Annotated in this window: 6 protein-coding genes and 1 pseudogene; 3 read left to right on the top strand and 4 right to left on the bottom strand. The window is 63.5% G+C overall.

The window, feature by feature from the left end; all coding sequences use genetic code 11:
* Positions 1-351: 351 nt before the first annotated feature.
* Positions 352-978 carry a dihydrofolate reductase family protein gene (locus tag GN300_RS29625; protein WP_063316298.1) on the bottom strand — a complete coding sequence of 209 codons (627 nt, stop codon included), beginning with the start codon at positions 976-978 and terminating at the stop codon, positions 352-354.
* Between the two features lie 141 nt (positions 979-1,119).
* Positions 1,120-2,712 carry an adenylate/guanylate cyclase domain-containing protein gene (locus GN300_RS29620; protein ID WP_063316266.1) on the bottom strand — a complete coding sequence of 531 codons (1,593 nt, stop codon included), beginning with the start codon at positions 2,710-2,712 and terminating at the stop codon, positions 1,120-1,122.
* Between the two features lie 42 nt (positions 2,713-2,754).
* On the opposite strand from GN300_RS29620, the gene nucS reads away from it, so the two are divergent.
* The gene (nucS, locus tag GN300_RS29615) at positions 2,755-3,429 is read left to right on the top strand and encodes an endonuclease NucS (protein ID WP_007733244.1); all 675 of its coding nucleotides are present in this window, start codon (positions 2,755-2,757) and stop codon (positions 3,427-3,429) included.
* 19 nt (positions 3,430-3,448) lie between these two features.
* Positions 3,449-3,793, top strand: coding sequence for a hypothetical protein (locus GN300_RS29610; RefSeq protein WP_054828484.1), 345 nt, complete (start codon positions 3,449-3,451; stop codon positions 3,791-3,793).
* Between the two features lie 7 nt (positions 3,794-3,800).
* Here GN300_RS29610 and GN300_RS29605 read toward each other — a convergent pair whose 3' ends face one another.
* Positions 3,801-4,859, bottom strand: coding sequence for a hypothetical protein (locus GN300_RS29605; RefSeq protein WP_063316265.1), 1,059 nt, complete (start codon positions 4,857-4,859; stop codon positions 3,801-3,803).
* 40 nt (positions 4,860-4,899) lie between these two features.
* A complete protein-coding gene (gene mce, locus GN300_RS29600) occupies positions 4,900-5,373 on the bottom strand; it encodes a methylmalonyl-CoA epimerase (protein WP_037131968.1) in 474 nt (157 codons plus the stop codon).
* Between the two features lie 107 nt (positions 5,374-5,480).
* Between mce and GN300_RS29595 the strand changes: the two are divergent.
* Positions 5,481-5,739 (top strand): annotated as a pseudogene (locus GN300_RS29595) (acetyl-CoA C-acyltransferase); the annotation flags it as partial.

The raw sequence follows: 5,739 nt of genomic DNA, 5'->3' as shown, positions 1-5,739 counted from the left end.
TAAGCCCTTCAGCGCCGATGGTACTGCACTCGACAGGGTGTGGGAGAGTAGGACACCGCCGAACACACATTAGAGAAGCCCCCCAACCAGTACTGGTTGGGGGGCTTTCTCGTACCCAAAACACCCCGAAACATCCCGTCGCCGGCACCCTCTGATCGAGTGAACGGCACGTTCGTCGCCTCAGATCGACCGAACGTACCGTTCACACCATCAGGGGCGGGAGCACAGCCGACTCACCACCCCGTCCGGGATCGAGTGAACGACACGCTCACCCTCTTAGGCGAGGGGAACGGTACGTTCACACCATCAGGGGCGGGAACACGACTGAGGACGACAGGCGCTTTGCCCGGATCAGTCGATGCCGTCGGCGGTGGCAGTCGCATACTTCGGCCGGCCAGCCGGCAGATACCTCTGAATCGTCACGCCCTTTGATGTGGCTCGCGATTCGGCCAGCTCGAGTGCGATGTCCGGTCCGGTGTCGGGAAACAGTCGCGTGCCCTGGCCTACCACCACCGGAACGATCAGCAGGATCATCTCGTCGACAAGATCGTTCGCGAAAAGCCAGCGGCACAGGTTGCCACTGCCGTGCACCTGAAGCTCACCGCCGGGTCTGGCTGTCAGTTCGCCGAGAGCGATGGCGGTGTCACCTGAAAGGGCTGTCGTGTTCTTCCATTCCAGATCGGTGAGCGTCGTCGACGCAAGGTACTTGGGCCGCGAATTCAGTGCGCTTGCAATGCGGTTGACGTCGGGATTCTCGAACGCGCCCCAATAGCCGGCGAAGATCTCGTACGTGTGTCGCCCGAACAGGAACGCGTCAGCTCGCTGGTAGACCTGGACGAGGTAATCCATGGCTTCGGTGTCCACTAATGGCGCGGACCAGCCGCCCCGCTCGAATCCGCCACGGCGATCTTCGTCCGGACCACCGAGTCCTTGCATCACACCGTCGAGAGTGACGATGGTAAAGGTCGTCAGTTTCATAGTCGTACCCATCTCCCAGGTGTCGTCGGATCTCCGCTGTTTCGATATAGACCGTTGGGAAGCGGGAAAGTCATCGAGCGAACGTGGCGTTGATCGCCTTGGATCGACCGAACGTGCCGTTCGCTCAGGGGGGCGGTGGGGTCAGGGCTGAACGGGCACGGAGTCTGACGGGCTGGTCTCGGACTCCAGGGCGTCGCACGGAATCGCGAGCTCGGTCTGTTCGAGGCGGCCGCGAAGGGTGATGTTCTCGGTGATCGACCACTGTGCAGCCTCGGCGCTGTCAGCGGCAGCCACAGCCCGTCCGGATGCGGCGACGTTACCCGGAACCGTCTTGGCGACCTCGGACAGTCGCGCCGCTTCGTTGACGGGATCACCGATGACGGTGTACTCGAATCTCTCTCGCGCACCGACGTTCCCGGCTACGGCAACACCTGCGGCGACGCCGATTCCCGCGCTCACTTCCGGAACCTCGGCACGCAGGCGCTGCTGAATCTTGCGGGCAGCGGCGAGTGCGCTGCCGGCGTGATCGTCGAGTGTCGTCGGCGCTCCGAAGATCGCCAGCGCTGCGTCGCCCTCGAACTTGTTGACGAATCCGCCGTGTGCGTCGACCTCGTCGACGATGACGTCGAAGAAACGGTTGAGTAGAGCGACCACAGCCGTAGGGGAGTTGGTGGCCGCGATCGTGGTCGATCCGATGACGTCGACGAAGAGAACGGCAACGTCACGTTCTTCACCGCCGAGTTCCGGGTTTCGGCGAACCGCGTTTGCGGCAACCTCGTGTCCGACGTGGCGCCCGAAGAGGTCGCGTATTCGCTCTCGCTCGCGCAGACCCTCGGCCATGCGATTGAAGCCGGCCTGCAGTAGTCCCAGTTCCGTTCCGTCGTACACGACGACGGACGCGGTGAGGTCGCCACGGGTGACTTGTTCCATTCCTCGTCGCACGGACCGAATGGGGGCCGCGGCGGACCGAATGTTGATGTATGTCAGCCCGAGTCCGACGCACAGGGTGATCCCGCCGATGACGAGGATGGCGATCGCGAGGGCTTGCCACGATGCAGGCCGGATGAAGCTGAAGACCGCCACGAGCATCAAGCCGGTGACGGGGACTCCGCTTCCGAGCAGCCAGACGAGGATTGTCCGGCCGGTCAGTCCGAGAACGGCAGCCTTGCGGGGTGCTCCGGATTCGAGTGCACGCGCGGCAATCGGGCGGAGTGCGAACTCGCTGAGCAGGTAGCAGAAAGCGCACGTGGTGATACCGCTGAAAGCCACGGTGAACAGAACTTTCGGAATGGTGTCGGGGTCGACGATTCCGTACATGGTCGTGAAGGTGATGAGCGCGGCCGTCCACAGGACGGCTTGCACTCGGGTCAGTCGCCACGGCCCGCGCAGCGCCGCGCGTTGATTCTGCTCTGTCGGTGGGTGATCCTCGGTGGCCCATCGAAGATCCCGCATCAGCCGTTTGGTGCCCCACAGAAGTCCGATGAGAAAGACACACCCGATGAAGACGGGCACGGCAATGAAGTTGATCCATGCGAATTCGGGGTGGATGATCTCGGGTCCGGGAACCACGAATCCGATGAGCACGATCGCCAGTACCGCTCCGATCAGGTTTGTGACCAGGAGGGGGGCGGTGAGTAGTGCCTGGACGCGGATTCGGCGGCGCCTGGGGCTTTCGTCGGTGGATCCGAGCAGCCACGACCCCAGGGGCGCACTCGGGACACGGCTTCGCTGCATAGTGTGTCGAGAGTAGTCGTAAAGATCGCTTAGGGTGGTCCGGTGCGCCTAGTTATTGCTCGTTGCCGTGTCGACTATGTGGGACGCCTGACCTCCCACCTCCCTACCGCAAGACGACTGCTGTTGGTCAAAGCCGACGGCTCGGTCAGTATCCATGCCGACGATCGGGCGTACAAGCCGCTCAACTGGATGAGTCCGCCGTGCTGGTTGGTCGAGACCACCGGGGACGGCGACGACATCCTGTGGGTCGTCACCAACAAGGCGGGCGAGGAACTGCGGATCACTCTCGAAGAGGTCGAGCACGATTCGTCGTATGAACTCGGTCTCGATCCGGGATTGATCAAGGACGGTGTCGAGGCACACCTTCAAGAACTTCTGGCGGAGCATGTCGAGACACTCGGCCCCGGCTACACGTTGGTGCGACGTGAGTACATGACGGCGATTGGGCCGGTCGATCTTCTGGTCCGAGACGCGGACGGTGCATCGGTGGCGGTGGAGATCAAGCGTCGCGGCGAGATCGACGGCGTCGAGCAGTTGACGCGCTACCTCGAATTGCTCAACCGCGATCCGCTGCTCGCGCCGGTCACGGGAGTTTTTGCAGCGCAACAGATCAAGCCGCAGGCAAAGACTTTGGCCAACGACCGTGGGATCCGTTGCCTGGTCCTTGACTACGAGGCCTTGCGGGGCACCGAAAGCACCGAGTTCCGCCTCTTCTGACGCTGTTTAGACTCGAACCATGCCGCGCCGCAAACCTTCGCCGAAGCAAACCCGTCGAACGGATACTCGGCGTGCGCGGGATTCGAGCGCGGAGTCGGCGTCACCAAGCGGTGTGTTGTTCGGCGGAGCGCTGGTCCGGGAGGAACCCGGTCCGGGCGGTGAAATGTACATGGTGAGGCCGATACCCGGCTCCAACGCGACGAAGTTCTATCGATGCCCCGGTTGTGATCACGACATCAGACCCGGCGTCGCTCACGTGGTGACGTGGCCTTCGGAACCGGGCGGCGCGAACGAGCGTCGACACTGGCATACCGGATGCTGGTCAGGCCGCGGTACGCGCAGCCTGACCAGACGGTGGTCCTGAGCGTCGATCAGTTCCTGGACTGGGCTCGCTGCTCGACGGCGCGGGTGTCGATCTCGGCGGTGTTCGTCTCGTCCGCGTCCTCGAGAACGTCGTCTTCGTCGATACTCGGTTCTGATTTGACCGGATCTGCATCGACCTTATCTGCGTCGGCCTTCTTGTCTTCGATCTCGAGATCTTCCTCGGCTTCGACGATGACCGGAGCGGGCGGTGCATCGAGGAGTTCGCTCTCCCGGTTGACCGATGCGAGCATGGCCGGAACCGAATCGAGTTGTCCGCGAATGCCCAAGAGCTGAGCCAGGATTCGGCCTCGGAGAACGCGCAGTTCTTCGGTGAGTTCCTTCGCGTGAGCGATCTTGCGCTCGGACTGATCAGTGGCGGCCTGCAGCCTGCGCTGGGCCTCGTGCGACGCATCGGCGAGTCGACGCTCGGCCTCTGCTTTGCTCGACGACTCCAGCTCGTTGACGGCGGCGACGACCTTGGCGCGGCGCTCCGACATCGAGATGTCGAAGTCTTCGCGGATCTGAGTGCGCTTGGCCTCGGACTCGGCAGCCAGTCGATCCCGCTCGGCCTGCGCGGCTTCGACGATCCGGGCGGCTTCGGTACGGGCCTGCGCCATGGTCTGCTCGTGCATGGTTTCCATCGCGTTGCGACGGTCCTCGAGTTCGGCGATCAGCGACTCGTAGTGACCACGAAGGCGGGCGCCGTCCTGTTCGGCGATGGAGGTCATCTCGGCTGCGTCGGCCTCGGCCTTCGCGCGCACCTCCGAGGCCTCGTCGGAGGCAAGGCGCAGCATGCGGCTGATGCGATCGCTCATGCCCTCCGCAGTGGTGGGCGGTACCGAGAGGCGGTCGACGTCCTTGCGGAGGTCGTCGATGTCGTCGCGTGCATCGTCGAGCTGCTTGGCGAGGTCACGGGCCTGCGCAGCGGCAGCATCACGATCAGCCGCGGTAACTCGCAGCTCCGCGTCGAATCGCTCGAAGTAGTTGCGTACCTCGTCGCGGTCGTATCCCTTCCGTGCGATCTGGAACGGAAGTTGGATCGAACCGCGGTCCTGCTCGTATGCCATGGCGACAATCTACCTGGCATACGAGCTGGAGTCGGGTCTGCTAGTGGCTCGCGTCGGGTTCGACCAGTTCCACCAGGACGCCGCCGGCGTCCTTCGGGTGAATGAAGTTGATGCGCGAGTTGGCCGTACCGCGTCGGGGAGCGTCGTACAGCAACCGAACCCCGCGGTCGCGAAGCTCGGCGGAGATGGCGTCGATGTCGGTGACCCGGTAGGCGAGCTGCTGGAGTCCGGGGCCGCTTCGGTCGATGAACTTGGCGATGGTCGAATTCTCGTCCAGAGGCGCGAGCAGCTGAACGGCAGTGGATCCGGCGGGGGAGCCGACGACGGAGAGCATGGCCTCACGCACGCCCTGCGATTCGTTGATTTCCTCGTGGGTCGACACCATGCCCAGGTGCTGCGTGTACCACGCGATTGCCACGTCGAGATCGGGCACCGCGATTCCGACGTGATCGATCGCGACGACGAGGTCGGACGACAAAGGTGCGAGTGCAGAACTGGGGGAGGTCTGTGTCATACCTTTCACGGTAGCGCTACCGTTTGAGGAGTACACGTCGGGATGTGACTTGGCTCTTAGGCCGCACGGAACCGACGACTATCTCTCTTTTGCAGCCGGAGGAAATCGTGACCAGTTCTGTGATTGTTGCGGGAGCTCGTACCCCGATGGGTCGACTCCTCGGATCGTTGAAAGACCTCTCCGGGTCCGACCTCGGCGGCATCGCCATCAAAGGCGCCCTCGACAAGTCCTCAGTCGCCCCCGAACAGGTCGACTACGTCATCATGGGACAGGTCCTCACCGCCGGCGCCGGCCAGATGCCCGCCCGCCAAGCCGCCGTCGCCGCCGGCATCCCCATGAACGTCCCCGCCCTGAGCATCAACAAAG

Source organism: Rhodococcus sp. Ni2 (assembly GCF_021352185.1).
Classification (GTDB): Bacteria; Actinomycetota; Actinomycetes; order Mycobacteriales; family Mycobacteriaceae; genus Rhodococcus_F; species Rhodococcus_F qingshengii.
Note: the sequence above shows the minus strand (reverse complement) of the source record. Positions and strands in the feature narration are given on the sequence as shown.